The organism is Acidihalobacter yilgarnensis, from assembly GCF_001753245.1.
GTDB lineage: Bacteria > Pseudomonadota > Gammaproteobacteria > DSM-5130 > Acidihalobacteraceae > Acidihalobacter > Acidihalobacter yilgarnensis.
The window spans coordinates 352,376-376,889 of the sequence record NZ_CP017415.1 but is presented as its reverse complement, the minus strand read 5'-3'; the positions used below and the strand labels follow the sequence as shown (position 1 = coordinate 376,889).

The following is a 24,514-nucleotide window of genomic DNA, read 5'->3' as shown; positions in this document are numbered from 1 at the left end:
TCATAACGGTTCAGGCACGATTACGCCGCACAGTTATCCCCGCTTGTAATAGACTGATGCATCCAGCAGAATTTTTTGTTTGCCAACTCATCCTGCGTCTATGTCGCTCATCACGATCGGGATCAATCACAAGACAGCTCCCGTCAGCGTGCGCGAGAAGGTCGTCTTCGCCCCTGAACAAATGAGCGATGCCCTGCGCGAGCTGGCACGGTTACCCGGTCTGGAGGAAGCCGCCATCCTCTCGACCTGCAATCGCACCGAGCTGTACTGCAATCTGCACGGCTCGCAGCACGAATCCGATCTCGTAAACTGGCTGAGCGAATACCACCATCTCGACGGCGGCGCCTTGCGTCCCTTCATCTACGAATTTTCAGACATCGAGGCGGTCCGCCACGCCATCCGCGTCGCCAGCGGCCTGGATTCGCTGGTCATCGGCGAACCACAGATCCTCGGCCAGCTCAAAACGGCTTATTCCGCGGCGGCCGAGCAGGGCACGCTCGGCAAGATGCTCCGGCGCCTGTTCCAACACGCCTTCGCCGTCGCCAAGCATGTACGCACCGATACCGCCATCGGCAGCAACGCCGTATCGGTCGCCTTCGCCGCAGTGACGCTGGCCAGGCAAATTTTCGGCGATATCGGTCAGCAGCGTGCGCTGTTGATCGGCGCGGGCGAGACCATTGAATTGGTCGCCCGTCATCTGCGCGGTGCCGGCATCCGCGACATCACGGTGGCCAACCGCACGCCGGAACGCGCCGAAGCATTGGCACGAGAATTCGAAGCACGCGCCATCACCTTGTCCGATATCGGACAAGTGCTGCACGAAGCCGACATCGTCATCTCCTCCACCGCCAGCCCGATACCCATCCTCGGCAAGGGAGCCGTCGAACGCGCCATCCGCCAGCGACGCCACAAACCCATGTTCATGGTCGACCTGGCGGTACCCCGGGACATCGAGAGCGAGGTCGGCAAGCTCAACGACATCTATCTCTACACCGTGGACGACCTGCAGGAGGTCGTCGCCCAGAATCTTGCCTCGCGGCATGAAGCCGCCACCGAAGCCGAAAGCATCATCGACGTGCAGACTGAGCACTTCATGGGCTGGCTGCGTGCGCAGGACGCGGTCGAACTGATTCGCGGTTACCGCGACCGTGCCGAACAGGCACGTCAAGACGTGCTCGCAAAGGCACGGCGGCAACTCGCCCACGGACGCCCCCCCGAAGAAGTATTGGAATTTTTGGCCGAAACATTGACCAACAAATTGACCCACGAACCCACCACCAGCCTGCATCGGGCCGCGCGCGACGGCCGCACCGAACTGATCGGCGCTGCCTGCGAGCTACTCAAGTTGCCACGCCCGCTTAACAATAAGCTGAAACCGTGAAATCCAGTATCGACCATAAGCTTCAGGCACTGACCGAACGTCACGCCGAAATTGCCGCCCTCCTCGCGGATCCGCAAACCATCCAGGCGCAGGATCGCTTTCGCCAGCTATCCATTGAATACGCCCAGCTCGAACCCGTGGTCAGCGACTATCGCCGCTTCCACGCCGCACTCGCCGACCTTGATGCCGCCCGCGGCCTGCTTGAGGAACCGGATCCGGCAATGCGCGAAATGGCGCGCGAGGAAATTTCGGCTGCCGATGTACGCGTCAAGGCACTGGAACAACGGCTCAAGATCCATCTGGTGCCAACAGATCCGTACGACACCGGCAACTGCTTCCTCGAAATCCGTGCCGGCACCGGCGGCGACGAGGCGGCCCTGTTCGCCGGCGACCTCTACCGCATGTATCTGCGCTATGTCGAATCCCGCGGCTGGCGAGTCGAAATACTGAGCGAACACGAGGGCGAGCATGGCGGTTACAAGGAAGTCATCGCGCGCATCATCGGTCAGGGAGTGTATTCGCGACTCAAATTCGAGTCGGGCGCGCATCGCGTGCAGCGCGTGCCGGCAACCGAGTCGCAGGGCCGCATTCATACCTCTGCGGCCACCGTCGCGGTGATGCCCGAGGTCGACGAGGTCGAGGCTCAGGAAATCAATTCCGCCGACTTACGCATCGACACCTACCGCGCCTCCGGCGCCGGTGGTCAGCACGTCAACAAAACCGATTCCGCCATCCGCATCACGCATCTACCCAGCGGCATCGTGGTCGAATGCCAAGACGAACGTTCTCAGCATAAGAACCGAGCGCGTGCCATGAGCCTGCTCGCCGCACGCCTGCTGGAGAGCAAGCGCCAGAAACAGGCCGCCGAACAGGCAGCAGCGCGCAAAAGCCTGGTCGGCAGTGGCGACCGCTCCGAACGCATCCGCACCTACAATTTTCCGCAGGGACGCGTGACCGATCACCGCATCAATCTCACGCTATACCGACTCGACGACACGCTTGCGGGGCAACTCGACGAAGTGATCGAGCCATTGATCAGCGAATACCAGGCCGACCAACTGACCGCGCTCGGTCTGGACGACTGAGCGGGCCGATGACGGATCACCCTCGCCTCGATGAACTCCTGAACGGGGCGGCCAACCGACTTACCGGACACGTCGCAACCCCCGAACTTGAGGCCGAGCTACTGCTTGCCCACGCGCTCGGGCGCGGGCGCAGTTACCTCCGCGCCTGGCCCGAGCGCGTACTTGACGCGGATCGGCGGGCAGCTTTCGAGGACTTGGTCGCCCGGCGGCTGGGTGGCGAGCCCGTGGCTTATTTGACGGGCGAGCGTGAATTCTGGTCGCTGCGCCTACGCGTAAAGCCTGGCGTACTGATCCCGCGTGCAGAAACCGAGCGGTTGGTCGAATGCGCCCTCGCCCACCTACCGGAAGACACAACGACACGCGTGGCAGATCTGGGCACCGGATCGGGTGCGATCGCCCTCGCGCTCGCCAGCGAACGGCCGCGAGCACAGGTCGTCGCCACTGATCGATCCGAAACGGCGCTGATCGTCGCACGCGACAACGCTCGCCGCCTCGGGCTTGAACGCATCGAGTTCCGTAAAGGTGACTGGCTTGCGGCGCTGGCAGACAGCGGCTACGACCTGATCGTCTCCAACCCGCCCTACATCGCGGAAAACGATCCGCATCTTCGACAAGGCGATCTGCCCACCGAACCTCCCGAGGCACTGAGCGCCGGGCCGGACGGCCTCAACGCGATACGCCGTATCGTGATTGACGCCCTGGTTCGGCTGCGCACGGGCGGCTGGCTGCTGCTCGAACACGGGTACGACCAGGGCCTCGCCGTGCGCGCACTGTTCGCCGCCCGCGGCTACGAGAAGGTGCAGACCTACCGCGACCTCGAAGGGCATGAGCGCGTCACCTTGGGGCGTCGACCCACGGATGACCCCGCGGCGCACCCGGTGTAGCATCGGCCAATCTCCCGCGACCCGCCAACCTACGCGAGACACATGGACGACGACCAACTCCTGCGCTACAGCCGCCACATCATGCTCAAGGAACTGGGCTATCCGGGGCAACTGCGCCTACTGGAATCACGCGCCCTTATCGTCGGGCTCGGCGGCCTCGGCTCACCCGCTGCGCTGTATCTCGCAGCTGCCGGCGTAGGCCATCTGGTGCTCGCGGATTTCGATACCGTCGACGCCTCCAACCTCCAGCGGCAGATCGTACACGGCACCGCCGACATCGGACGGCACAAGGTCGATTCGGCAATCGATGCCGTTCGGGGCCTGAACCCGGAGGTGGGCGTGCGCGGCTTGCGCGAACATCTGGATGCCGAGGCCTTGATGACGGAGATCTCCGCCGTCGACGTGGTGCTCGACTGCACCGATAACTTCGTGATCCGCGACACCCTCAACCGCCTGTGCGTCGAGACGGGCACGCCGCTGGTTTCCGGCGCCGCCATCCGCTTCGACGGCCAAGTCAGCGTGTTCGACCCAAGACGCGCGGATAGCCCCTGCTATCGTTGCCTCTACCCGGAAGGGACGGACGAGGACGACACTTGCTCAAACCGCGGCATTCTGGCCCCGGTCGTCGGAATCATCGGCACGATTCAGGCCACGGAAGCACTCAAGCTGCTCGCCGGCATGGGCGAACTGCTGTGCGGGCGGGTGTTGATTCTCGATGCCCTGCGTATGGAGTGGCGTAGCATTCGACTACGGCGCGACCCGGATTGTCCGATCTGCGGCGGGCAAAACGGCGCTGTCTGACGCCCGCGCCGTGCGCGACGAATCAGTGCTCGGTGTGCGGCACCGGAGGCGGCTGCGAGTCAATGGCGAAGATCGCCTCCACATCGACGGCATCAAACGCGTAATGCGCCCCACAGAACTCGCAATCCACGGAAATACGGCCCTGTTCGGCAAGGATATCGTCCGCTTCCGTCCGACCCAGCCCACGAATCACTTCTTCCACACGCGGCCGCGAGCAGCCACAGTGAAACCCGACGGGTTCGCGGTCGAATAGACGTACCTGTTCTTCGTGATACAGGCGGTGAAGCAACACCTCCGCCGGCAAAGCGATCAGCTCATCCGGCGCCAAGGTGTCGGCCAATCCCACGGTACGTCGCCAGGCATCCGGGTCAGCGACCTCGACGGGCAGCGCCTGCAGCAACAGGCCCGCCGCACGCGCCTCGTCGATGGCCAGCCACAAACGGGTCGGTAATTGCTCGGAACGCTCGAAGTAACCCTGCAGGGCCTCTGCCAACGAGGCGCCCTCCAGTGCGACGATACCCTGATAGCGCTCGCGGCCGTCGCCCGGGTCGATGGTGAGCGCAAGATGGCCACTACCGCAAAGCTCGGCCAGCGTGCCCGGGAGAATTTCTCCACTCCAGTGGGCAAGCCCCCGCAAGGTACGCCGTCCGTCGCCTTCGCCTTCCCCATTGCGCGGACGCTCAACGCGGGCCTGCACCACCAGCAACGGCACCGGCCCATCACCGCGAATCTGCAGAATCAGCGAGCCACTGAACTTGATGGTGGCCGACAGCAAAGCGGTGGCAACCAGTGCCTCACCCAGCAAGCGACGCACAGGCTCAGGATATTCCGCACGCTCCAGCAACGCCTGCCAAGTGGCATCAAGATGCACCCACTCGCCGCGCACGTGGGTACGCTCGATCAGAAAACGCCTCAGGGAATCGTTTTCGTTCATCGAACACCGCCATCCGGTCGTCGAGCATATGCCATCGATATCAGCCGGCGAGCTTGCGCTTGAGCAACTCGTTGAGCTGCTGCGGGTTGGCCTTGCCCTGCGTAGCCTTCATGGCCTGACCGACGAAGAAGCCGAACAACTTGTCCTTACCGCCGCGATACTGCTCCAGCTGCGCCGGATTGGCGGCAATGATTTCGTCGATGATCCCCTCGATAGCCGAAACATCAGTGATCTGTTTGAGTCCACGGGCCTCGATCACTGCATCGGCGTCGCCCTCGCCGGCCCACATCGCCTCGAACACTTCCTTGGCGATTTTGCCGGAGATCGTGTCGTCCTCAATACGTGCGAGCAGGCCGCCGAGCATGGCCGCATCCACCGGACTGTCGGCAAGCTCGCATCCATCCTTGTTGAGCAAGGCGGAGAAATCCCCCATCACCCAGTTGGCGGCCAGCTTGGCCTGACCGCCGCAGGCCACGACCACGGCCTCGTAGAAATCTGCCAACTCGCGGCTAACGATCAGCACGCCGGCGTCGTAGGCCGACAACCCGTAATGCACCATGAAGCGGTGCTTTTTCTCATCCGGCAGTTCCGGCAGATCCTCTCGCACGGCCTTCAGAAAGGCAGCGTCAATGTCCAACGGCAGCAGGTCTGGATCAGGGAAGTAGCGGTAATCGTTGGCCTCTTCCTTGGAACGCATGGGACGCGTCTCGTCCTTGTTGGCATCGTACAGGCGCGTTTCCTGCGTGATCGACCCACCACCTTCCAGGATGTCGATCTGGCGCTCGATCTCGTAGTTGATCGCACGCTCGACAAAGCGGAAGGAATTGAGATTTTTGGTCTCGGTACGGGTGCCGAACGTCTCCTGCCCCATCGGGCGCACGGACACGTTGGCGTCGCAACGGAACGAACCCTCCTGCATGTTGCCGTCGCAGATGCCCAGATATCGCACCAAGGTGTGAATCTTCTTCATGTAAGCGACCGCTTCCTTGGCCGAACGCATGTCCGGCTCGGAGACGATCTCCAGCAACGGGGTGCCGGCCCGGTTGAGATCGATGCCGGTAGCGCCCGCAAACTCCTCATGCAGCGATTTACCCGCATCCTCTTCGAGGTGCGCGCGGGTCACGCCGATGATCTTGGTCTCGCCGCCCTCCAGCTCAATCTCGATCTGGCCCTGGTTGACCACGGGCAGTTCGTACTGCGAAATCTGGTAGCCCTTGGGCAGGTCGGGGTAAAAGTAATTCTTGCGCGCGAACACCGAGCGCTCGGCCACGCGCGCACCGACGGCCAGGCCGAACTTCGCGGCCATACGCACGGCCTCGGCGTTAAGCACCGGCAACACTCCAGGCATGCCCAGATCGACAGCGCAGGCCTGGGTGTTGGGTGCCGCGCCATAGGCGGTGGCGGCGCCGGAGAAAATTTTGCTGCGGGTGGCGAGCTGGGCGTGTATCTCCAACCCGATAACGACTTCCCATTCCATAGCGTGGTTACCCAAGTGTGCTGTGCCGATGAAAATGCCTGAAACTCATTCGAAACCCTGCGGAATGCGGGTATGCCAGTCGGTGGCCTGCTGGAAGCGGTGCGCCGCATTGAGCATGCGCCCCTCCTCGAAGTAGTTACCCACAATCTGCAACCCCACCGGCAGCCCAGCAGCGAAACCGGCGGGCACCGACATCCCCGGCAGGCCGGCGAGGTTCACCGCGATGGTGTAGATGTCGGAAAGATACATACTCACCGGATCGGTCGCTTTTTCGCCAATGGAGAAGGCGGTGCTCGGACTGGTCGGCCCGAGGATCAGATCGACTGATGCGAACGCACGGCGATAGTCCTCGCTGATCAGGCGTCGCACCTTCTGCGCCTTGAGGTAATAGGCGTCGTAGTAACCGGCAGACAGGGCATAGGTGCCGACCATGATGCGCCGTTTGACCTCGTCGCCGAAGCCCTCGCCGCGCGAACGCTCATAGAGATCGGTAAGATCCGCCGGATCCTCGCAGCGGTGACCGAAGCGCACGCCGTCAAAGCGCGACAGATTCGATGAACATTCCGCCGGCGCGACCACGTAATAGGCCGGCACCGCAAGATGCGTATTCGGCAGGCTGATCTCGCTGACCGTTGCACCAAGACTCCGAAACACGTCCACTGCTGCGCTGATCGCCGCCGCCACGCCAGCGTCGAGACCTTCGCCGAAATATTCCTTGGGCAAGCCAATGCGAAGGCCGGCAAGGTCCGCATCCAACCCGGTGGTGTAGTCGGGTACCGGACGGTCGATGCTGGTCGAATCGCGCGGATCGAAGCCGGCCATGGCGCCGAGCAACAGCGCGCAATCCTCGGCACTGGCCGCCAGCGGCCCCCCTGATCCAAGCTGGAAGCGAAGGCGATCATGCCCCAGCGCGACACGCGGCCATAGGTCGGCTTAATGCCGGTGATGCCGCACATTGAGGCCGGTTGACGAATCGATCCGCCGGTATCCGTGCCGGTTGCCGCCGGCGCCAGACGCGCCGCCACGGCGGCGGCTGAACCGCCGGAGGAACCGCCTGGGATACGCGCGGTATCCCAGGGGTTTTTGGCTGGGCCGTAAAAGCTGTTCTCGTTGGACGAACCCATCGCGAACTCGTCCATATTGGCCTTGCCGAGCATGACCATCCCCGCATCTTGCAGACGTGTGACCACGGCGGCATCGTAGGGCGCGACAAAATTATCGAGCATGCGCGAGCCGCAGGAAGTCCGCACCCCGTCGGTGCAGAAGATATCCTTGTGCAGCAGCGGGATGCCGGTCAGAGGACCGCCGTCCCCGGCCGCGATGCGCGCATCAGCCGCCGCCGCCTGAAGCAGCGCCTGGGACTCGGTAACGGTAATCAAGGCGTTGAGCGCTTCCCCGTGCTGCCGGATGCGCGCCAGAAAGTGGTGCGTCAACTCGACGCTGGAGATTTCGCCCCCGGCAAGCGCCCGGGACAGTTCTGCAATGGTTTTCGTGTGCATGCGGATTCCGTGGGGGGTATACGAGCTTATTCGATGACTTTGGGCACCAGATAAAGACCCGCCTCAACGGCCGGGGCAATGGCCTGGAAGCGCTCGCGGGTATTCGTCTCGGTAATCGCATCGGGGCGTAGACGCTGGGTCGCGTCCTGCGGATGCGCCATCGGCTCAACGCCCTCGGTGGGCGCCGCGTCGAGCTGTTCGACGAAGGCCAGGATCGAAGACAGATCGTGCGCGTAGGCCTCGACCGCGTCAGCATCGAGCGCCAGACGTGCCAGCTTGGCGATACGCCTGACCTCGTCAGGGGCAAGGGACATGATGGGGCAACCTCGTGAAGGAATTGAAGTGCGTGGCGCAAGATATGGAAAACTACCATATTCCCGCCTTGCTCAAAACCCACCCTGTTGATAGAGTACCGCGATTCCTCAATCCCGCCTTACGGCCACTATCCCACCTACGCGATGTTTGGTTTCCTTTCCAACGATTTATCGATCGACCTGGGCACTGCCAATACCCTCATTTACATGCGCGGCAAAGGCATTGTGCTGAATGAACCTTCCGTGGTCGCCATCCGACAGGATCGCAACGGCGGTATGCGCTCGGTCGAGGCCGTGGGCACGGACGCGAAGAAGATGCTCGGCCGCACCCCAGCCAACATCACCGCCATCCGCCCACTCAAGGATGGCGTGATCGCCGACTTCACCACCACCGAGAAGATGCTGCAGCACTTCATCCGCAAGGTGCATCAGAATCGATGGTTCCGACCCAGCCCGCGAGTCGTGGTCTGCGTACCCTGCGGTGCAACCCAGGTCGAACGGCGCGCAATCCGCGAATCCGTTTCCGGGGCGGGCGCACGCAAGGTCTTCCTGATCGAGGAACCGATGGCCGCCGCGATCGGCGCGGGCATTCCGGTGGACGAGCCCAAGGGCGTAATGGTGCTAGACATCGGCGGCGGTACCTCCGAAGTCGCCGTGCTGTCTTTGAATGGCATCGTCTACTCCTCATCGGTACGCATCGGCGGCGACAAATTCGACGAAGCCATCATCAACTACGTACGCCGCAACTACGGCATGCTGATCGGCGAAGCGACCGCGGAGCGGATCAAATTCGAGATCGGGTCGGCCTACCCCGGCCGAGAACTGCGCGAAATCGAGATCAAGGGCCGCAATCTCGCCGAGGGCGTGCCGCGCAGCTTCACCCTCAACAGCAACGAAATCCTCGAAGCCCTGCAGGAGCCTCTGTTCGGCATCGTCGGTGCGGTGAAGACCGCCCTTGAGCAGACGCCACCCGAGCTTGGCGCCGACGTGGCCGAGCGCGGTATCGTGCTGACCGGTGGCGGCGCGCTGCTGCACGACCTGGATCGCCTGATCATGGAAGAAACCGGCGCCCCGGTCGTGATCGCCGACGACCCCTTGACCTGCGTCGCACGCGGCGGCGGGCGCGTACTGGAAATGATCGACGAGCACGGCGCGGATTTTCTTGCGGTCGAGTAACCGCGCAGGTAAGCCTGCTGACGGGGAGCGCCAGGCATTAAGCAGCCACTGTTCAACCTAGGCCCCACGCTGCACCTCAAACTGGTGCTACTGGTCGCGCTCTCCATCGCACTGATGACGGCGGATCAACGCCTGACGGTACTGAGCGAGGCGCGCAGCACGCTCGAATACGTCGTCTACCCCCTACAGCTTCTGGCCAGCCTCCCCAATCGCGCTGGCCACTGGCTTGGGGAGGCCTTCAGCAGCCACACGCAGCTGATCGACAGCAACCGCGAACTCCAACGCAACAACCTCCTGCTCAAGGCCCGCTTGCAGAAATACCAGGCGCTGGCCAGCGAGAACGCGCATCTGCGCCAACTCCTCAACGCCTCCGAGCACACCACTGAAAAGGTCAAAATCGCACGTTTGGTGTCGATCGATCTCGACCCCTACAGCCAGCGCGAACTGATCAACCAGGGCAGCCGCGATGGCGTCTACCAAGGGCAGCCGGTCATCGATGCCGGCGGGTTGATGGGCCAAGTGATCCAGGTTGGCCCATTCAATGCGCAGGTCCTGCTGATTGCCGATCCCAGCAGCGCGGTGCCGGTCATCGACACGCGCAGCGGCCTGCGCCTACTCGCCATCGGTACCGGGCAACCCGATGCACTCGACGTACGCAGCGCACCGGTCAACGCCGACATCCGCGTCGGCGATCTGCTCAGCACTTCCGGCCTGGGCGAGCGCTTCCCACCTCACTACCCAGTATGTCGGGTCACTCAGGTCAACCGGGAACCAGGCGATCCCTTCGCCAAAGTCCTATGTCAGCCAACCGCGCAACTCGACCGCTATCGCGAAGTCCTGCTGCTGTGGTATCACCCACCGCATAAACCCGTCCTGGATGAGACGCCGCACACCGACACCAGTCCACACGGGAAACGGAAATGACGTCGCCGCTCAAGCGTAATTTGGGCATCGGACTCACGCTCGTCATCGCCCTGAGCCTCAGCGTAATCGCCATGCCGGCGTCGCTGACGGCTACCCGTCCCGAGTGGGTGGCCATGGCCATCATCTACTGGAGCATGGCCCTGCCCAGGCGCATCAGCCTCGGCACCGCTTGGCTCACCGGATTGCTGCTCGACGTGTTGACGGGTTCCCTGCTGGGTCAACACGCCCTCGCGCTGACCATCGTCGCCTACCTGAGCATACGCACCCATCAGCGCGTGCGCGTCTACCCGCTCTGGCAGCAATCGATCGCGGTCGGCTTGATGTTATTGGTCTACCGTATACTGCTGCTCTGGGTATATGGCATCACTGGCCATGCCCCCGATCAGCGCGTGTACTGGATACCCGTGCTGACCAGTATGCTGCTCTGGCCGCTGATATTTCTGCTCCTCCGTCATATCCGTCGGCGCCTGCAGCTCACCGGCTGATCGCAGACGCCCTCACAGGAGATACCCCATGGACGACCAGACACGCACCGAGATCGAGGCCGCCGCCTTCCGCCGCCTCGTCGAACATCTCCGCGAACGTAGCGACGTACAGAACATCGACCTGATGAATCTTGCCGGTTTCTGCCGCAACTGCCTGTCCAAATGGTACAGCGCCGCCGCCAATGAGCGACACCAGGCCGTCGATTACGAAGCCGCGCGCGAGATCGTCTATGGCATGCCTTACGCCGAGTGGAAAGCCCGCTATCAGCGCGAGGCCAGCCCAGAGCAGACACAGGCCTTCGCGAAGGCGCAACGGGATTGATGGCGATGGATACGGTCGTCGTCGCGAGCCCAAGAGTCCCCAACGCCGAGGACTTGTATATCGATACTCCGGAGGCCTTGGCAGCGCTCGCGTCTAGGCTGGCGGATGCCCCTTGGTTGGCGATCGATACCGAGTTTTTACGTGAGAAGACCTATCGTGCCCGCCTGTGCCTGATCCAACTCGCCGCGCCCGGCATCGTGGCCTGCGTTGATCCATTGGCGCTACCCGATATCGATGCTCTGCGTCCGATACTCTGTAATAAAGGCATCACCAAAATCTTGCACGCTGCCCATCAGGATCTGGAAATCCTTTATCAGCTCTGGGGTGAAATCCCGATGCCGGTCTTCGATACCCAGATCGCCGCGGCACTACTCGGGCAAGGCGAACAAATCGGCTATGGACGATTGGTCGCCGAAGCCATTGACGTGACGTTGGACAAGGGGCATGCGCGCACCGACTGGTCGCAACGCCCGCTGGACCCCGCGCAGATTCACTATGCAGCCGATGACGTGCGCTATCTCGGTGAACTCTACGCCCAGCAACATACGGCACTCAGCGCGCGCGGGCGCCTGTCCTGGCTGGGCGACGACTTTCGCAGACTGGGCGACCCCGACACCTACACCACCGACCCCGAGGCAGTGTGGCATCGACTGAAAGGGGTACACCATCTCCAGGGCGTACAACTGAGCATCGCACAATCACTCGCTGCTTGGCGCGAACGTCAGGCGCAAGTCGCCGACCGCCCCAGACGCTGGATATTGGCCGACGAGCCGCTGATCGACATTGCGCGCCGCCCCCCAGCATCACGTGACATGTTGCAGCGCATCCGCGGCCTGCCGGACGCGGTCGTCGGACGTCATGGCGATACGCTATTGCGCCTCGTGGCCGAGGCACGCGAACGCCCCGAATCCGAATGGCCAATCCTGGCCGACCGCCTAGTGCTCAGTCCGGAGCAAGAAGCGCTCGCCGATCTACTGATGGCAACGCTGCGACTCGAAGCCAGACGTCAGGATATCGCCCCGGCGATGCTGGCCACGCGCCGAGAGCTTGAGCACCTGGCCAGCGGGAAAACGGACCTACCCGTTATGCAAGGCTGGCGCGCGCATGTCGTCGGTCACACATTACGGGCGGTCATCGAAGGGCAGCTCACCGTGCGCATGCACGATGGCCAGGCCAGTCTCATGCCGACATCGGATGAGGGGTAAAGCCCCCCTCGACCGGCTCGGCACCTACCGGCGGTTATTTTTTGCCTGGCGCGAAATAGTAATCCGTCAACACGGCGACGTCCGTGCTCATCTCCCGAATCAGATGATCCAGACTCACGATCGCGTATTCCAGAAAGTTGACCGTGATGAAGGGCTGCTCCACACGCATGCGCTCATACATCGGGCGAGAAAGCTTGAGCAGGCGCGTGCGGTTGCGCGTAGCGCGCATGCGGGTCAGTCGAGGCTTGCGGTCGAAGAAGGACATCTCGCCCATCAGCTCGCCTTGGCGTCGGCGCCCGACCTCAGTCTCCATGGTACCCGTGTCGTATAGCAGGACGATTTCACCCTCGACGACGAAAAACAGCGCCTCGCCCACGTCGCCGATCTCCATCACCACCTGACCGCGATCGAGATACATCTCTTCGGTGAATTCGAGCATCTTCTCGACCTCCTTCGTCGTCAAGGAGGCACACAGGCCGTGTTCGCTGAGAAACTGGACGAGATCGTCTACCTTTTTCTGCATTATGGCGGCTCCCCTGACAAGATATCGTTCCGGCGCGAGTATACCTGAAGCGATAGCGCTCATCCGCCGCCCTAACCCCCGGAGGCTACTCATGCCCGACCCGTTCGCGGATTTAGAAAGGCTTGCACTCTCACGGCCATCGGACCAGCTAGTCTTGCTTGCGCCCGGAGAACACCCGCTATGCCAACGACTGCTCGCGCTGGGTGGACCCGCGCCAACGGATGCGCTGGATCTGCTTGCGCGACCGCCGGCGCACCGCTATCCCTTGGCCCTGATGGCCGGATGCCTGGAAACGCTTCCGCAAGCGACCGGTGAACGTCTGATCGCCGCGCTGCGCGACCTTCATGCCGAGGAAATCTACTGTCTGGCCGACCCCGACCTATGGTCAGCACCGCGCATGGTCGCGCTCGGGATGCGGCCACTGGGCGTGTACCCACAATCCGCAAAAGGGCTGGCGCTTTATCACTTCGATCTCTACGACTATAAGCGCACCCCGGACTGGCTCAACGCGCGCCATTGGGCTCATCCCGAGCGCTGGGAAAAGACACGTTGGTAATCGGTCAACTTGCGTCTGGGATGAACTGGTGTAAGCTTTGCCGCCCGCCCCATCCGACGAGGACAGCATGATCCCCGAAAACGTTAAGACGCTGATCGAGCAGGGCATTCCAGGTTGCCAGGTCACGGTGACTGGCGACGGCAGCAAATTCGAAGCCGTGGTCGTCAGCGAAGCCTTCGAAGGCATGAGCCCGGTCAAGGAACATCAGCTGGTCTTCGCCACTGTGGGCGAGCACATTGCCAGCGGCGCCATCCACGCGCTGACCATCAAGGCCTACACGCCCAAGGAATGGACAGACCGCAACGCCTGATGTCGGCGGCGCTACTGAAGCCGTCTGCCCGCAGCGCCGGATGCCAATTCGCGACTGACCCGTTCGTCAGGGACCGCAAAACCCTCGAGCGCGTCGTCGATCAACTGTGCAACCGGTTCCGCCATAAAGCTCCCCGCCATCCCCAGCACGACGCGCTCAGCACCGCTCAAATCGACTTCGCCGACCGGCTCGGCCTCCATCAATTTGATCCCCAACAGATGGATCGCGGCCAGATTCAAGTCCAACGAAAAAAACAGGCCATTACGCAATGCGTCGCCCTCCTTCGTCTCGGCCACCTGTCCACGCAAGGCCTTGAGTGTGGCCGAAACCTCGCTCAGGCAACCGCGCATCACGTTGATAATCATCCGCCCCTGGATTGCTTGCATAGTCAGCGCACTCCCATGAAACTGCAAACTTCCGTCGCCAAACACGATCGGCGCGGCAAGTCTAACCACAAGTAGCGCGGGGGGCACCCATGCTCACACTCAAGGGACGCGAGGAAATCCTCAAACTCATCGAGTCCGATCTCGTCGGCGGCTGGGATGAGGCCGATCGCGCCCTCAAAAACGTCATTCGTATGCTGCTCTCGCAGCGCCCGGATTTAATCAGACTCTACTTCATGCCAACCACCTGGCAGCAGATACTGCGTCTCGACCGTCGGCAAGCGGCAACGGTCATTCTTGTCACGATGAAGGGGGCCGTCGTCGAGGCCAACGGCGCGCCGCCGATTACTTGTTGGGAACAGGCCCGTTTCTACCTCGACACCCGCATACCCGTCTACGAGGGACTGGCCAGAGCTTGGTGCGCGGCGCACCCGGATAACTGCCCCGCTCGCCTTCGCACCCAGACAAATAGTCAAAATCCGACCGCACTGACCGATGGACACTGCTCGTGAATGCCCCTCTCCCGCCTTGCCTAACGCTGAGAGATCTCCCGGCAGGTGCCGCCGAGGCACTGGTCGCGCGCTATGGCCTTCATCTGTCATTGCTACCCGATGGCGCAGAGATCCCCGGCAGCTACTGGGGCGCACCCGAGGCCGGGCTAATCGGCAATACGCTCAAGGTGCGCGGCGATACCCCGGTACACTCGTTGCTGCATGAATTCGCGCACGTGATCTGCATGGATACCGAACGGCGCCGCCACCTGCACACGGACGCCGGCGGCACGGACCCCGAGGAATGCGCGGTATGCTATCTACAAATATTGCTGGCCGACGAGCTGACCGGCCTCGGCCGGGATCGATTGATGTGCGACATGGATGCATGGGGATACAGCTTCCGCCTCGGCTCCACGCGTCAATGGTTCCTGCACGATGCGGCCGACGCCCGCGAATGGCTCGCGACGCATGAGCTAATCGACCATCATGAGCGCCCGCAACCGCGCCTTCGTCCCTGATTCACTTGGCAGCGGCCAACGGATACCCGATGATTGAACCCGAATTCAAAGAAGCCAGCCCATGCCTATTTTGCTCGAAGAAATCGACGATCTGGTCCCCATCGCCGAACTCAACCCAGAGAACCGCAACCGACTAGCGGAAAAGGGACAAATACTCAGCCTCAAGCCCCGCGACTCGCTGGATGGCGCAGGCAGCGACCGTTGGCTGATCTATCTGCTGGACGGTACCCTGACGCTTAAACGCGCCAACGGCAACGAATCCATCGACAGCGGCAGCATACGCGCCAAACGTCCAATCTTCGGCGACGAACGCCCGGGAGACGTGATCGCGCAGACGCCATGCCGCCTTCTGCGCGTGGACCGCCGTCTGTTCGAGATCATCCTGCACGAACAGCGCGAAAACGACTATGAGGTCGAAGACACGCCGATCACCGAGGAAGAAGGCACGCTGCTCGGGCACATCCTGCGCTCGCTCAGCAGCGGCAACTTGGAGCTTCCGAGCATGCCCGAGGTCGCGATGCGTATACGCGATGCGACCTTGCGTCCGGAGATCAGTCTCAAGGACATCGCCAGGATTGTGCAGATCGACCCGGCAGTGGCCGCTGGCATCCTGCGTGCCGCGAATACCGCGGCACGGCGTGGCGGCCAACCGGTCACCAATCTGGCCGATGCGGTCGGGCGACTCGGTCTGGAAACCACACGTTCGCTGGCCATCAGCCTGGCATTGACCACGGTCTTCCACACCAAGCAGGTCGCAGTCCGCCAGCGCATGCGCGCGCTGTGGGAGCACAGCGTACAGGTCTCGGCACTCTGTCAGACCCTCGCCGAGCGCTGCACACCCTCGCTGGAAGCCAGCCACGCATTGCTCGCCGGCCTGCTGCACGACATCGGCGGCATACCCATCCTGCAGCACGCCGAACGCTACAACCTACTGGGCGATGCCGAGCGTTTGGAGTCCGCCATCATCAACCTGCGCATTCCGGTCGGCATGCTGATTGTCGATCACTGGCAGCTCAACAACGATCTCCAGACGGTCGTCCAGAGCGCCGAGGACTGGACCCGCAACCCAGGCACGGAGGCCGATTACGCCGACCTGGTGGTCGTCGCACAACTGCTCCTGCCCGCGCAGCATGGCCTACACGACGCCCGGCCGCCCTTCGAGGAAGTCCCTGCCTTCGCCAAGCTGGGACTCACGCCTCCAACACCTGAGCGGATACAAGAGTTCCTCAACGACGCGCAACTCGATATCGACGACACCAAGCGTCTGCTCGGCGGCTGACGCCTGCACATCCCGCGGTTGCCGGGCGCGCGCTGGGCAGGCCGCCGATCATCACGTAAACTTGGCCGGACATACACGTTCAGAGACCGCATCGATGCAAATCAGCAACAACACCATCGTCACCATCGACTACACCTTGACCGATGACGCTGGCGAGGTGATCGACAGCTCCCGCGGGGGCGAACCCATGGCCTATCTCCATGGCGCACGCAACATCATTCCTGGCCTTGAGACCGCCCTTGAGGGCAAAAGTGCCGGCGATGTGGTTCAGGTGCATGTCGAACCCGACGACGCCTACGGACAACACCACGAAGGCCTGATCCAGGCAATCGACCGCGCGATGTTCGAGGGTGTGGACACGCTGGAAGTCGGCATGGAATTCCATGCCCAGGCGAACGACGGCACCATGCAGGTCGTGCGGATCGTCTCGGTGGACGGTGACGATGTGACTATCGACGCCAACCATCCGCTGGCTGGCATGCCGCTCAATTTCGACGTCACCGTGGTCGACGTGCGTGATGCCACCGAGGAAGAGTTGTCGCACGGCCATGCGCACAGTCCAGGCGACCATGCGCACTAAGATCCGGCGTATCGCCTAGCCTTGATCAGCCTTGGTGGGTGGCGTGAAATGACCGCCCATCAGGGCCTGCGAGGCAAGCCGGCGCTTTAGTGGCGGAATGCCTCCCGCCAGCGCTAGCCCTTGGCCGCGCAACCAGGCAAGTCCCGGCAAACCACTCCCGAACACCTGCTTGAACCCCTCCATTACCCGCATTGCACCTTCGTTCTCGGCGCGACGCGCGCGTTCGTAGGCGCGCAGAACCCTCAGGCCGCCGACTTCCCGTCGCGTACCCCCGAGCACCCCGGCCAAGGCCGCCACATCCATGAATCCCAGATTCACACCCTGACCCGCCAACGGGTGGATAGTGTGTGCCGCATCACCGACCAAGGCGATCCGGGGGCGGACATACGGCCGCACGCGACTGCCGACGAGCGGGAAGGCGGCACGCGCGCCAATCTCCGTCACACAACCTAGGCACAGCGCAGTGGCGCGTCCAAGCTCAAGGCGAAAATCGTCGTCGGACAGCGCCATCAAGCCGTCTGCCACCGCCGTGTCCGCCGACCAGACCAAGGAGCAGCGGCCATCGGCCAGAGGCAGCAAGGCCACCGGGCCGGTCGACAGGAATCGCTGCCACGCGGTGTCTTGGTGGGAACGCTCGGTACTCAAGGTCGTGACGATCGCTTTCTGTCCGTATGGGCGCTCCTCTCGTTCGATCCCCGCCAGCGCCCTAACGCGTGAATGGGCACCATCGGCACCAACCACCAGTGCTGCACTCAGCTCGATGCCATCGGTCAACAACAGGCGCACCTGCGTACCATCGATCGTCATTGCCTCCAGAGCAACGGGACAATACTGCGCCACACCTTCGAGCCCCTCGCCCAGCGCCTCCTGAATCACACGATTCTCGACGATATGCCCGAGATCCGGCTCACCGATTTCCGCCGCATCGAAGCTAATCGCACCCGCGCCGCCGGCATCCCAAACGTGCATCCGCCGATAGGCGCTGACACGGCGAGCACGCATGCCCGACCAGGCGCCGAGATGCTCGAACAGATGCTGGGAGGCGCGATTGATCGCGGATACCCGCAGATCGTAGTCCTCGTCCACATGCCAGGGCTGAGGCTTGTGCGCCTCTATCAGGGCGACCCGACGACCCTGCCGGCCGAGCGCGCGAGCCAGTGCGGTACCGACCATGCCACCGCCCACGACCACAACTTCGTAATGTGCGGTACTCATGCCCGAAATTCTGCGAATGCCGGCGGGCGTGTTGGCGCGATGGCGCCGTACAGACCCATGTGCTGACGCGCCAGCAGACGATTAAGATCGGGTAGGCAATCGGCAGCCACCAATCCCAGGCTGCGCAAGGCACCCGGCAAAGGAGACAAGCCGGAAAATAGCCGCACCATTGCATCGGTCAGGCTGACCACCGTGCGCATATCGCCCTCCCGCAGGCGTCGGTACTGCGCCAGAACTGCTGGTTCGCCGGGATCGTCGATGCCCTCCAGCGCCCGCGCAAGCGCCTCGACGTCTCTTAACGCCAGATTAAACCCTTGCCCTGCGACTGGATGCAGGGTGTGCAAGGCATTACCCACCAACACCACTCGGCCATACGAAGTTTCCAGCGCTCGCGTCAGGCCCAGGGGATAGGAGGCCCTGCGGCCGACGGCCTTGAGCCGGCCGAGGCGCCAGCCAAAGCGTTGCTGTAGCGCAGCGAGGAATTCGGCATCGCCAAGGGCGAGCGTCGCCGGCAAATCAGCTTCGCGATGCGTCCAAACCAGGGAATAGCGATCACCTCCCATCGGCAGCATCGCCAGCGGCCCCTCGTCGGTAAAGCGCTCATAGGCGACGCCTGCCTGTAACCGTGTCACACTGACATTGGCAATCAACGCAGACTGCCCGTATGCGCGCGTTTCGACCGGGATGCCCACTTGTTCGCGAATCGGCGAGCCCGTACCGTCGGCGGCGACTACCAAGCGCGCCCTCAAGCGCTCGAACGGCACACCACCGGCGAGGCGGACCACAACCCCATCATCGTCCTGCTCGATATCGGCCACTTCGGCAGGCGCGATCAGCTCTACGCCCGCCGCCTGTTCCAATACCGGCAACAAAGCCGCGCCGAGCGCACGATTGGGTACGACATAGCCCAGTGCGCGCACACCCTGCTCAGCGGCATCGATATGCGCTACGCCGAAATGACCACGGTCGCTGACGTGTATGTGGGTGATGGGTGCCGCCTCTGCGCTCAGCGCCGGCCATACGCCAAGCCGATCAAGCAAGTGACGCGATCCAAGCGCCAAGGCCGTACTGCGATCATCGTAGCTCGGCTGTCCTGGCGTGCCATAGGGTCGCGCTTCGAGAATCCCCACGCGACGACCTGAACCGGCCAGCGCCGCTCCCAGACTCGCACCAACCATGCCGCCACCGACAATCAGTATGTCGTAGTCGACATTCATGCGCGGCGCCGCACGGACGTTGCCCCAGGGTCGGCTACCAAACTGCCAACCAAGGCCTCGATCTCGTCTACTGCCTTGGGCATGTCTACGGTCAGCACTTCACAACCCTTTGCCGTTACCCGTACATCGTCCTCGATGCGGATACCGATGTTGTGGAAGCGTTTGGGCACGTCGCGAGCTGGATTGATGTACAAGCCCGGCTCGACGGTCAATACCATGCCCGGCTCCAGCAGACGCCATTCCCCGTCGATTTTGTATTCGCCGACATCGTGCACGTCCAATCCGAGCCAGTGGCCGGTGCGGTGCATGTAGAAGCGCTGATAGGCACCCTCGCGAATCAGCTTCGCCGGCTGTCCCTTGAGCAGACCCAGCTCAACCAATCCGCGGGTCAACACACGTACCGCTGCGGTATGTGGGTCGTTCCAATGATTGCCGGGGCGCGTCTTCTTGATGGCCGCATGCTGTGCATCGAGTACAAGCTCGTACAGCTCCCGCTGCGCCGGGGTGAAACGGCCGTTGACCGGGAAGGTACGCGTAATGTCGCTGGCATAACCGGCATACTCGGCGCCGGCATCGATCAACAGGAGCTCGCCGTCACGCAGCGGGGCATCGTTATCGACGTAGTGCAGGATGCAGCCGTTTTCGCCGCCGCCGACGATGGACTGATAGGCCAGCTCGGCGCGGTGACGACGCGCCGTGTATATGAACTCGGCCTCAATCTCGTATTCATACAAACCCGGGCTGCACACCGCCATCATGCGTCGGTGACCCTCAATGGCGATTTCCGCCGCCCGGCGCATCAGCTTAAGCTCGGCGGCCGATTTGAACAGGCGCATCTCGTGCAGCAGGTATTCCAGCGAAACGAATTCGTGAGGTGACTGGCGGCCGGAGCGCGACTGGGCCCGCAGGCGGTTGATCCATTCCATGAGCTGGCGGTCGAAGGCGGCATCCCGTCCCATGCTGTAGAACACACGGTCGCGGTCTTCCAGCAGACCGGGGAGGATGTCGTCGATGTCCGTGATGGGGAAGGAATCGTCCGCACCATAGCGCTCCACGGCGCCCGCCTGGCCGGCGCGGCGGCCATGCCAGGTTTCCTGCGCAAGATCGCGCTCGCGGCAGAACAGAATGAATTCACCCTGGGGGCGTCCAGGTATCAGCACCGCAACTGCCTCCGGTTCGGAGAATCCGGTCAGATACAGGAAATCGCTGTCCTGACGATAGCGGTAATCGGCATCCCTGTTGCGCAATCTGACGGGTGCGGCTGGCATGATCACGATACCCCGCTCGCCGATCTGGCGCATCAGCTGACGGCGGCGACGGGCGAATTCGGAAGTAGGGAGGGTCATCGTGGATCTCCTTCGGGCAGGGCGGTGCGGCGGCCTCAGTGCAAGCCGGGGAGCGGTGCTCTGGGTTGAAGTTCCTCAAACAGCAGCAACACGCCGACCCGTACATATTCAAGCAGTTCTGCATAATCGGCTTCGCTTTCGTCGTAAGCGACCATTTCGGGCGACACCTGGGCGATCTGACCGATATCTTCGACGAATTCGCGCACGTGCTCTACCAGGTCCGCGAGCCGCTCGGGCGTCAGACCGGCGAGCACCAGTCCGGTGCTGAATCCATAGCACCACTGTCCCAGGGCTTCGACGCGCAGACCCAGTGCGATATCGTCCCCGGGCAACAGTGGCTGGAAGGATAGGTCTGCATCGTCTAGCGCGCGGCGGGTATCGTGGTAGAGCGAGGACAAGGCCTCGCGACAAACACGTGCATCGCTCGTGTCGACGCCGTCGAGAAGCTCACGTATCCAAGGCTCCTCACCGCCCGCCTCCAGTATCGCGAGCCGGCCGCACAGCGCGCCGTGCCCTTCCGCCGCGCCCATTGCCGCGCCCGCGCGTCGCAGGGTTTCGTCCAGCGATTCGAAGTGAGTACTCATCGTCAGAAGGCCTCTATGCGTGCCTCGTAGGGAAACAGTATGAAGCGGTAGACCGCATCCCCAAACTGCACATGGGAGAAATCCGGTGCGCCGATCAACATACGGCTATCACCTGCCAGCGAGCGCCCGGACAAGCCGAAGCGGCCATCCTTAATCAGTTGGTCAAGTAGCGCTTGCAGCTCCGGCACCGGCACCGCCCCCGTATTGTCGACGACTCGGCAGGGTTTACCATGTCGGGTGACGCCCTCGATTATGATCGCTTGCGCGGACAGCGGATTGGCCTGGAAAAAATCCTGCGGATCCGGCGATGAATTCATGGCGGCGGGAACACTATGGGGGCGAGTTAAAGCGCAATACTAACACTCGCGTAGACCACCAGGCATCCCCACACGGTATGCGGTCTCAGTGGTTGACCCTGTTCGGCCAGGGCGCCTATATTTACCGCATGATTGACGACTCCGCCCCAGCCTTCTACGAAGCCGCTCTACGCGAGCTGGAGCGCCGCGTCCTCGAACTCACCGTACTGTGCGAACGGCAACACAAGGAAAACCAGACGCTCAAACGCCAACTGCAGGGACTGCAGCATGAGCGCAGCGGCCTGATCGAGAAGCACGAACTGACCAAACATCGCGTCGAGGCCATGATCGGCCGCCTCAAGAACCTGGAAGAAACACCATGAACCAGATTCCTGTCAGCGTGCATATCCTCGAGCGCGAATATCAAGTCATGTGCGCGGAGGACGAGCGGGAAGCGCTCGTTGCATCCGCGCAGGCACTCAACGTACGTATGCGGGAAATCCGCACGACCGGCCGCGTCGTCGGCGGAGAGCGCATCGCCGTCATGACCGCGTTGAACCTAATCCACGAACTGATGCAACAAAACGCTACACAATCGCTCGCCGACCAAGTCCTGCTAACCCGAATCAAAAACCTCGATGCTGCCGTTGCGATCACCTTGGATCACGTTGGCTCGCCGGAAAAACAGAGCACCGCCAAGGGCTCGTGATATAGTGAATATCAGGACACCTCTGTGGTGTTCGTGAGTGACCGGGTAGTACCCTTGAGCCTAGTTTTTTACCCAGGGAGCCGGTTTGCGGAGAACATGTGCATGTCCGCACACAGCGGAAAGCCTACGTTCACTGCCGAAGCCCCCACTTGAACCTCTGGTTCAAGGTCGAAGGCCACCACGGCACCTACGGAGCGTGTCCTCTTTTTTATCATGAATGCGCGCGACCCACTCCGACGAGATCTCCGCCGCCGGCGCGCCGCTCTCTCACAAGCCGAGCGCACGCATGCGGGCTGCCTCGTCGCCAAGCACCTCATCCATACCCCCTGGTTTCGCGCCGCTCGCAATATCGCCGGCTATCTTGCGGTCGGCGGGGAACTCGATGCCTGGCCAGCGCTACTGGCCGCACATCGTGTTGGCAAACGCATTTTTCTACCCGTGCTCGCCCCGGACGGGCGACTCTGGTTTCAGCGCTGGACAACGAACACACCAATGCGCCACAACCGCTTCGGCATCGCTGAGCCCGCGGCTTCGGCCAATCGACGGCTGGAAGGCCGCGCGCTAGATCTCGTGCTCACGCCCTTGGTCGGTTTCGACCGTCATGGCAATCGTCTGGGCATGGGGGGAGGCTTTTACGACCGCACCTTCGCCTATCAGCGCCTCCTTCCGAACTGGAAGCGACCGGCGCTCATCGGGCTGGCTTACGACTTCCAGGAGGTCGAAGCCCTGCCCTGCGAGGCCTGGGATGTCCCGCTGGCCGGCATCGTCACCCCCGCCGGCGCGAGGCGGTTCGGCGTCCCGTAGCATGCCCTTGTGTGCCCACCCCTTGGTTTATACTGCGGGCCTCCCGCATCACGAAATGGCAGACAAATGCACTATTGGCTGATGAAATCGGAGCCTGACACCTTCGGCATCGACGATCTTGAGCGCGTGGGCCGTGAACCTTGGGATGGCATCCGCAACTACCAGGCACGTAATTTCATGCGCGATGGCATGCAACCTGGCGACCTCGCGCTGTTCTACCACTCCAACGCCGACCCGACAGGCGTGGCGGGCATCATGCGCATCGCGAGTCAGGCCAAACCTGACCCCACTGCCTTCGACCCTGAAGCCAAGTACTACGACCCCAAAAGCGTACCGGAAGCCCCGCGCTGGCAGCTTGTCGAAGTAGCATTCGAGCGCAAGCTGCGCCGCGTCATCACCCTCGCCGAGCTGCGCACGCGTCCTGAGCTGGCCGATATGCCTCTGCTGCGCAAGGGCCAGCGTCTTTCCATCCTGCCCGTGGACGAGCGCCACTGGCAGGCGATTCTCGCTCTAGAGTAGCCTTGCGGTGCCGACCCTCTACTACTTCTGGTCGTCACCCGAATCGCAACGGGTCAGGCTCGCGCTCGGCTACAAGGCCGTGCCCTATGTGGAACGCGCGCTCGATTACACCGACGACGAAACCTTTTTCGACTTGGGGCTCGCCCGCAGCGTGCCGGTGCTGCAACTCGACGACGGTCGCCTTCTGACCGACTCGGCGGACATCCTGCTACGGATCGATACCCTGTTCCCGGATACGCCGCCCCTGGTCGACGGCCGCCTCGATCCCGCGGCATGGGCGGCCTTGCTTGACTGGCGTCATCGCGTACACCATGTATTGGAGCGACTCTACGCCCCCATTCGGCCTGCCTACCGGGACATTGGCGAAGATCCGCAAGTCCTCGCCGCCTACAAGGCCGAGGTAACGACGCGCTTCGGTATGTCGCTAGAGGCGTTGGCGAACGACCGCTATGATGGTTATGCGCAGCTCCGGCAGTTGTCCAGGCTCGACGAGTTGGCGCGTCACCTTGCGCAGCGGCGGTTCTACACAGGCGAAATCAGCAGTGCCGATCTGCTACTCACCGCCGACCTATATCCCATCCAGGTACACGACGGCATCTCGCTGCCGATCGACCTGATGTATTACCTGCAACGCGTCGGCGAAGCCTGCGCAACATCGCTCTCAGCCGGGCTGCTCACGGCCTGAGGCCACCCC

30 protein-coding genes, 1 other RNA gene and 1 pseudogene are annotated in these 24,514 nt (G+C 62.6%); 21 read left to right on the top strand and 11 right to left on the bottom strand.

Going from position 1 to position 24,514, the window contains the following annotated elements:
- The first annotated feature begins 100 nt into the window (after nt 1–100).
- Genes hemA through BI364_RS01880 form a run of 4 tightly spaced genes read left to right on the top strand, consistent with a single transcriptional unit; the run spans nt 101 to nt 4,151 of the window.
- Complete coding sequence (hemA, locus tag BI364_RS01895; protein WP_070077317.1) at nt 101–1,381, top strand: glutamyl-tRNA reductase; 1,281 nt, start codon at nt 101–103, stop codon at nt 1,379–1,381.
- Nucleotides 1,378–2,466: a peptide chain release factor 1 gene (prfA, locus tag BI364_RS01890; protein WP_070077316.1), complete on the top strand. Its 1,089-nt coding sequence runs from the start codon at nt 1,378–1,380 to the stop codon at nt 2,464–2,466. The genes hemA and prfA overlap by 4 nt, the downstream gene beginning before the upstream one ends.
- Nucleotides 2,467–2,474: 8 nt before the next feature.
- A complete protein-coding gene (gene prmC, locus BI364_RS01885) occupies nt 2,475–3,350 on the top strand; it encodes a peptide chain release factor N(5)-glutamine methyltransferase (RefSeq protein ID WP_070077315.1) in 876 nt (291 codons plus the stop codon).
- A gap of 42 nt (nt 3,351–3,392) precedes the next feature.
- Nucleotides 3,393–4,151, top strand: a complete 759-nt coding sequence (locus BI364_RS01880) for a HesA/MoeB/ThiF family protein (RefSeq protein ID WP_070077314.1) — start codon at nt 3,393–3,395, stop codon at nt 4,149–4,151.
- A gap of 22 nt (nt 4,152–4,173) precedes the next feature.
- Here the strand turns inward: BI364_RS01880 and hslO are convergent, their stop codons facing one another.
- From hslO to gatC, 4 genes and pseudogenes are all read right to left on the bottom strand, one after another.
- Nucleotides 4,174–5,085, bottom strand: coding sequence for an Hsp33 family molecular chaperone HslO (hslO, locus tag BI364_RS01875; RefSeq protein WP_070077313.1), 912 nt, complete (start codon nt 5,083–5,085; stop codon nt 4,174–4,176).
- Between the two features lie 40 nt (nt 5,086–5,125).
- The gene (gene gatB, locus BI364_RS01870; RefSeq protein ID WP_070077312.1) at nt 5,126–6,562 is read right to left on the bottom strand and encodes an Asp-tRNA(Asn)/Glu-tRNA(Gln) amidotransferase subunit GatB; all 1,437 of its coding nucleotides are present in this window, start codon (nt 6,560–6,562) and stop codon (nt 5,126–5,128) included.
- Nucleotides 6,563–6,607: 45 nt separating this feature from the next.
- A pseudogene (gene gatA, locus BI364_RS01865) lies at nt 6,608–8,061 on the bottom strand (Asp-tRNA(Asn)/Glu-tRNA(Gln) amidotransferase subunit GatA).
- A gap of 26 nt (nt 8,062–8,087) precedes the next feature.
- On the bottom strand, nt 8,088–8,375 hold the full coding sequence (gene gatC / locus BI364_RS01860) for an Asp-tRNA(Asn)/Glu-tRNA(Gln) amidotransferase subunit GatC (RefSeq protein WP_070077311.1): 288 nt from the start codon (nt 8,373–8,375) through the stop codon (nt 8,088–8,090).
- A gap of 144 nt (nt 8,376–8,519) precedes the next feature.
- Between gatC and BI364_RS01855 the strand changes: the two genes are divergently transcribed.
- Genes BI364_RS01855 through rnd form a run of 5 tightly spaced genes read left to right on the top strand, consistent with a single transcriptional unit; the run spans nt 8,520 to nt 12,487 of the window.
- On the top strand, nt 8,520–9,551 hold the full coding sequence (locus BI364_RS01855) for a rod shape-determining protein (protein WP_070077310.1): 1,032 nt from the start codon (nt 8,520–8,522) through the stop codon (nt 9,549–9,551).
- Between the two features lie 36 nt (nt 9,552–9,587).
- The gene (mreC, locus tag BI364_RS01850; RefSeq protein WP_083251091.1) at nt 9,588–10,475 is read left to right on the top strand and encodes a rod shape-determining protein MreC; all 888 of its coding nucleotides are present in this window, start codon (nt 9,588–9,590) and stop codon (nt 10,473–10,475) included.
- The gene (mreD, locus tag BI364_RS01845; RefSeq protein WP_070077308.1) at nt 10,472–10,960 is read left to right on the top strand and encodes a rod shape-determining protein MreD; all 489 of its coding nucleotides are present in this window, start codon (nt 10,472–10,474) and stop codon (nt 10,958–10,960) included. Before mreC ends, mreD begins: the two co-directional genes overlap by 4 nt.
- 28 nt (nt 10,961–10,988) lie before the next feature.
- Nucleotides 10,989–11,282: a DUF1244 domain-containing protein gene (locus tag BI364_RS01840; protein ID WP_070077307.1), complete on the top strand. Its 294-nt coding sequence runs from the start codon at nt 10,989–10,991 to the stop codon at nt 11,280–11,282.
- 5 nt (nt 11,283–11,287) lie between these two features.
- A complete protein-coding gene (gene rnd, locus BI364_RS01835; RefSeq protein WP_070077306.1) occupies nt 11,288–12,487 on the top strand; it encodes a ribonuclease D in 1,200 nt (399 codons plus the stop codon).
- A 34-nt stretch (nt 12,488–12,521) separates the two neighbouring features.
- Here the strand turns inward: rnd and BI364_RS01830 are convergent, their stop codons facing one another.
- A complete protein-coding gene (locus BI364_RS01830; RefSeq protein WP_070077305.1) occupies nt 12,522–13,010 on the bottom strand; it encodes a Crp/Fnr family transcriptional regulator in 489 nt (162 codons plus the stop codon).
- Nucleotides 13,011–13,101: 91 nt separating this feature from the next.
- Here BI364_RS01830 and BI364_RS01825 point away from each other — a divergent pair, with 91 nt between their 5' ends.
- Both BI364_RS01825 and BI364_RS01820 read left to right on the top strand, forming a co-directional pair.
- Nucleotides 13,102–13,566 carry a DUF6231 family protein gene (locus tag BI364_RS01825; RefSeq protein ID WP_156782586.1) on the top strand — a complete coding sequence of 155 codons (465 nt, stop codon included), beginning with the start codon at nt 13,102–13,104 and terminating at the stop codon, nt 13,564–13,566.
- 67 nt (nt 13,567–13,633) lie between these two features.
- On the top strand, nt 13,634–13,876 hold the full coding sequence (locus BI364_RS01820) for a BolA family protein (protein WP_070077303.1): 243 nt from the start codon (nt 13,634–13,636) through the stop codon (nt 13,874–13,876).
- A gap of 11 nt (nt 13,877–13,887) precedes the next feature.
- On the opposite strand, the gene BI364_RS01815 is transcribed toward BI364_RS01820, so the two are convergent.
- On the bottom strand, nt 13,888–14,262 hold the full coding sequence (locus tag BI364_RS01815; RefSeq protein ID WP_156782585.1) for a hypothetical protein: 375 nt from the start codon (nt 14,260–14,262) through the stop codon (nt 13,888–13,890).
- A gap of 89 nt (nt 14,263–14,351) precedes the next feature.
- Here BI364_RS01815 and BI364_RS01810 point away from each other — a divergent pair, with 89 nt between their 5' ends.
- The 4 genes from BI364_RS01810 (at nt 14,352) to BI364_RS01795 (ending at nt 17,130) form a co-directional block, all read left to right on the top strand.
- Complete coding sequence (locus tag BI364_RS01810; protein WP_070077301.1) at nt 14,352–14,771, top strand: hypothetical protein; 420 nt, start codon at nt 14,352–14,354, stop codon at nt 14,769–14,771.
- Nucleotides 14,772–14,797: 26 nt separating this feature from the next.
- Nucleotides 14,798–15,271 (top strand): hypothetical protein, encoded by a 474-nt coding sequence (locus BI364_RS01805; RefSeq protein WP_156782832.1) that lies wholly within the window; start codon nt 14,798–14,800, stop codon nt 15,269–15,271.
- 61 nt (nt 15,272–15,332) lie between these two features.
- Nucleotides 15,333–16,550, top strand: coding sequence for an HDOD domain-containing protein (locus BI364_RS01800; RefSeq protein WP_070077299.1), 1,218 nt, complete (start codon nt 15,333–15,335; stop codon nt 16,548–16,550).
- A gap of 94 nt (nt 16,551–16,644) precedes the next feature.
- On the top strand, nt 16,645–17,130 hold the full coding sequence (locus BI364_RS01795; protein ID WP_070077298.1) for an FKBP-type peptidyl-prolyl cis-trans isomerase: 486 nt from the start codon (nt 16,645–16,647) through the stop codon (nt 17,128–17,130).
- Nucleotides 17,131–17,145: 15 nt separating this feature from the next.
- Here the strand turns inward: BI364_RS01795 and BI364_RS01790 are convergent, their stop codons facing one another.
- Genes BI364_RS01790 through BI364_RS01770 form a run of 5 tightly spaced genes read right to left on the bottom strand, consistent with a single transcriptional unit; the run spans nt 17,146 to nt 21,809 of the window.
- Nucleotides 17,146–18,345, bottom strand: coding sequence for a UbiH/UbiF/VisC/COQ6 family ubiquinone biosynthesis hydroxylase (locus BI364_RS01790; RefSeq protein ID WP_070077297.1), 1,200 nt, complete (start codon nt 18,343–18,345; stop codon nt 17,146–17,148).
- Nucleotides 18,342–19,562, bottom strand: a complete 1,221-nt coding sequence (gene ubiH, locus BI364_RS01785) for a 2-octaprenyl-6-methoxyphenyl hydroxylase (protein ID WP_070077296.1) — start codon at nt 19,560–19,562, stop codon at nt 18,342–18,344. The genes BI364_RS01790 and ubiH overlap by 4 nt, the downstream gene beginning before the upstream one ends.
- Complete coding sequence (gene pepP / locus BI364_RS01780) at nt 19,559–20,947, bottom strand: Xaa-Pro aminopeptidase (RefSeq protein ID WP_407639342.1); 1,389 nt, start codon at nt 20,945–20,947, stop codon at nt 19,559–19,561. Before pepP ends, ubiH begins: the two co-directional genes overlap by 4 nt.
- Entirely contained in the window at nt 20,944–21,492 is a 549-nt protein-coding gene (locus BI364_RS01775; protein WP_070077294.1) for a UPF0149 family protein, read from the bottom strand. Before BI364_RS01775 ends, pepP begins: the two co-directional genes overlap by 4 nt.
- A 2-nt stretch (nt 21,493–21,494) precedes the next feature.
- Nucleotides 21,495–21,809: a hypothetical protein gene (locus BI364_RS01770; RefSeq protein WP_070077293.1), complete on the bottom strand. Its 315-nt coding sequence runs from the start codon at nt 21,807–21,809 to the stop codon at nt 21,495–21,497.
- A 77-nt stretch (nt 21,810–21,886) separates the two neighbouring features.
- Here BI364_RS01770 and BI364_RS01765 point away from each other — a divergent pair, with 77 nt between their 5' ends.
- The 6 genes from BI364_RS01765 to BI364_RS01740 all read left to right on the top strand — a co-directional run bounded on the left by BI364_RS01765 (nt 21,887) and on the right by BI364_RS01740 (nt 24,505).
- Complete coding sequence (locus tag BI364_RS01765; RefSeq protein WP_233279561.1) at nt 21,887–22,171, top strand: TIGR02449 family protein; 285 nt, start codon at nt 21,887–21,889, stop codon at nt 22,169–22,171.
- Nucleotides 22,168–22,497 (top strand): cell division protein ZapA, encoded by a 330-nt coding sequence (locus tag BI364_RS01760; protein WP_070077292.1) that lies wholly within the window; start codon nt 22,168–22,170, stop codon nt 22,495–22,497. Before BI364_RS01765 ends, BI364_RS01760 begins: the two co-directional genes overlap by 4 nt.
- A gap of 16 nt (nt 22,498–22,513) precedes the next feature.
- Nucleotides 22,514–22,697: non-coding RNA, 6S RNA (ssrS, locus tag BI364_RS01755), on the top strand.
- A 13-nt stretch (nt 22,698–22,710) separates the two neighbouring features.
- Nucleotides 22,711–23,301: a 5-formyltetrahydrofolate cyclo-ligase gene (locus BI364_RS01750; RefSeq protein ID WP_070077291.1), complete on the top strand. Its 591-nt coding sequence runs from the start codon at nt 22,711–22,713 to the stop codon at nt 23,299–23,301.
- A gap of 66 nt (nt 23,302–23,367) precedes the next feature.
- A complete protein-coding gene (locus BI364_RS01745) occupies nt 23,368–23,820 on the top strand; it encodes an EVE domain-containing protein (RefSeq protein ID WP_070077290.1) in 453 nt (150 codons plus the stop codon).
- Between the two features lie 7 nt (nt 23,821–23,827).
- Entirely contained in the window at nt 23,828–24,505 is a 678-nt protein-coding gene (locus BI364_RS01740) for a glutathione S-transferase family protein (protein WP_070077289.1), read from the top strand.
- Nucleotides 24,506–24,514 lie beyond the last annotated feature (9 nt).

Excerpts from the sequence above, each read along its gene's own strand:
- hemA (WP_070077317.1), top strand. The coding sequence starts at position 101 with ATGTCGCTCATCACGATCGGGATCAATCACAAGACAGCTCCCGTCAGC.
- prmC (WP_070077315.1), top strand. The coding sequence starts at position 2,475 with ATGACGGATCACCCTCGCCTCGATGAACTCCTGAACGGGGCGGCCAAC.
- BI364_RS01880 (WP_070077314.1), top strand. The coding sequence starts at position 3,393 with ATGGACGACGACCAACTCCTGCGCTACAGCCGCCACATCATGCTCAAG.
- hslO (WP_070077313.1), bottom strand. The coding sequence starts at position 5,085 with ATGAACGAAAACGATTCCCTGAGGCGTTTTCTGATCGAGCGTACCCAC.
- gatB (WP_070077312.1), bottom strand. The coding sequence starts at position 6,562 with ATGGAATGGGAAGTCGTTATCGGGTTGGAGATACACGCCCAGCTCGCC.
- gatC (WP_070077311.1), bottom strand. The coding sequence starts at position 8,375 with ATGTCCCTTGCCCCTGACGAGGTCAGGCGTATCGCCAAGCTGGCACGT.
- BI364_RS01855 (WP_070077310.1), top strand. The coding sequence starts at position 8,520 with ATGTTTGGTTTCCTTTCCAACGATTTATCGATCGACCTGGGCACTGCC.
- mreD (WP_070077308.1), top strand. The coding sequence starts at position 10,472 with ATGACGTCGCCGCTCAAGCGTAATTTGGGCATCGGACTCACGCTCGTC.
- BI364_RS01840 (WP_070077307.1), top strand. The coding sequence starts at position 10,989 with ATGGACGACCAGACACGCACCGAGATCGAGGCCGCCGCCTTCCGCCGC.
- rnd (WP_070077306.1), top strand. The coding sequence starts at position 11,288 with ATGGATACGGTCGTCGTCGCGAGCCCAAGAGTCCCCAACGCCGAGGAC.
- BI364_RS01830 (WP_070077305.1), bottom strand. The coding sequence starts at position 13,010 with ATGCAGAAAAAGGTAGACGATCTCGTCCAGTTTCTCAGCGAACACGGC.
- BI364_RS01825 (WP_156782586.1), top strand. The coding sequence starts at position 13,102 with ATGCCCGACCCGTTCGCGGATTTAGAAAGGCTTGCACTCTCACGGCCA.
- BI364_RS01820 (WP_070077303.1), top strand. The coding sequence starts at position 13,634 with ATGATCCCCGAAAACGTTAAGACGCTGATCGAGCAGGGCATTCCAGGT.
- BI364_RS01815 (WP_156782585.1), bottom strand. The coding sequence starts at position 14,262 with ATGCAAGCAATCCAGGGGCGGATGATTATCAACGTGATGCGCGGTTGC.
- BI364_RS01810 (WP_070077301.1), top strand. The coding sequence starts at position 14,352 with ATGCTCACACTCAAGGGACGCGAGGAAATCCTCAAACTCATCGAGTCC.
- BI364_RS01800 (WP_070077299.1), top strand. The coding sequence starts at position 15,333 with ATGCCTATTTTGCTCGAAGAAATCGACGATCTGGTCCCCATCGCCGAA.
- BI364_RS01795 (WP_070077298.1), top strand. The coding sequence starts at position 16,645 with ATGCAAATCAGCAACAACACCATCGTCACCATCGACTACACCTTGACC.
- BI364_RS01790 (WP_070077297.1), bottom strand. The coding sequence starts at position 18,345 with ATGAGTACCGCACATTACGAAGTTGTGGTCGTGGGCGGTGGCATGGTC.
- ubiH (WP_070077296.1), bottom strand. The coding sequence starts at position 19,562 with ATGAATGTCGACTACGACATACTGATTGTCGGTGGCGGCATGGTTGGT.
- BI364_RS01775 (WP_070077294.1), bottom strand. The coding sequence starts at position 21,492 with ATGAGTACTCACTTCGAATCGCTGGACGAAACCCTGCGACGCGCGGGC.
- BI364_RS01770 (WP_070077293.1), bottom strand. The coding sequence starts at position 21,809 with ATGAATTCATCGCCGGATCCGCAGGATTTTTTCCAGGCCAATCCGCTG.
- BI364_RS01765 (WP_233279561.1), top strand. The coding sequence starts at position 21,887 with ATGCGGTCTCAGTGGTTGACCCTGTTCGGCCAGGGCGCCTATATTTAC.
- BI364_RS01760 (WP_070077292.1), top strand. The coding sequence starts at position 22,168 with ATGAACCAGATTCCTGTCAGCGTGCATATCCTCGAGCGCGAATATCAA.
- BI364_RS01750 (WP_070077291.1), top strand. The coding sequence starts at position 22,711 with ATGAATGCGCGCGACCCACTCCGACGAGATCTCCGCCGCCGGCGCGCC.
- BI364_RS01745 (WP_070077290.1), top strand. The coding sequence starts at position 23,368 with ATGCACTATTGGCTGATGAAATCGGAGCCTGACACCTTCGGCATCGAC.